Source organism: Acinetobacter sp. GG23, from assembly GCF_057766365.1.
In genome coordinates, this window is sequence record NZ_JBYMDJ010000027.1 from 1 (window position 1) to 230 (window position 230).

The window sequence follows — 230 nt, forward strand, 5'->3', positions numbered from 1 at the left end:
GTAGAAAATACCGAAGGAAAAAATCAGACATATTTATTCCCGGTTTTCGCTAATCCTTTAAATTATCAAAATCAGGGCGATGTGAATGGCGCGTTTTACTTTAGAAGAAATGATTTAGGAATCGAAAGGAATGCCGATAAAGAAGCAGATTATTCTTGGGTTTATTTCAATTTAAATTCAGAAAGAACCGATAAGCAACTTTATGTTTTAGGTCAGTTTAATGATTATAT

1 protein-coding gene is annotated in these 230 nt (G+C 31.7%); it reads left to right on the forward strand.

Features of this window, described 5'->3' with window-relative positions:
* Positions 1–230: hypothetical protein (locus AC3CAU_RS16785; RefSeq protein ID WP_488368520.1), on the forward strand; the 230-nt coding region annotated here is incomplete at both ends.